A 434-nucleotide genomic window follows, 5' to 3' on the forward strand; every position below is an offset into this window, starting at 1 on the left:
TATACTCGTTACCCTCAGCATCCACGGAATAGATATACGGGATCACCTGTACATAGGTACCGGATAAATTCCACGGAAACGTGCTACGCGGCGTGCCTATACCAAACTGGCTTTCGGTCAGATTGGTTAGCGTCAGGCCTTCCTCCAGCGCCAGCCCCAGCGAGCCAAAACATTTGTGTGGGTACACACTGTCGCGATAAAGCTCGCCAGGCCCTCCTGTTGCCAGTACCACATTGGGCGCAGTCACAATTGCCAGCCCCCAAGGGTTATGGGCGCGATGACCGGTCGCGAGGATTGCCCCCGCAACACGGTCTTCGCCGTTTTCGTCACGCTGATGCAGCAGTTTAATCACTGTTGCACTGGTCAACACTGGAATGGCGAGGCGCTGTACTTCTTCCAACAGCACTTTCACCATTAACCTTGAGGTACGCGGC

Annotated in this window: 1 protein-coding gene; it reads right to left on the bottom strand. The window is 55.1% G+C overall.

Features of this window, described 5'->3' with window-relative positions:
- Positions 1-400, bottom strand: a 400-nt coding sequence (locus K0039_RS25545; protein WP_265589598.1) for an L-aspartate oxidase, incomplete at its 3' end; no start/stop codon positions are given.
- Positions 401-434: the final 34 nt, after the last annotated feature.

This window comes from Terrisporobacter mayombei (assembly GCF_020748465.1).
GTDB lineage: Bacteria > Bacillota > Clostridia > Peptostreptococcales > Peptostreptococcaceae > Terrisporobacter > Terrisporobacter mayombei.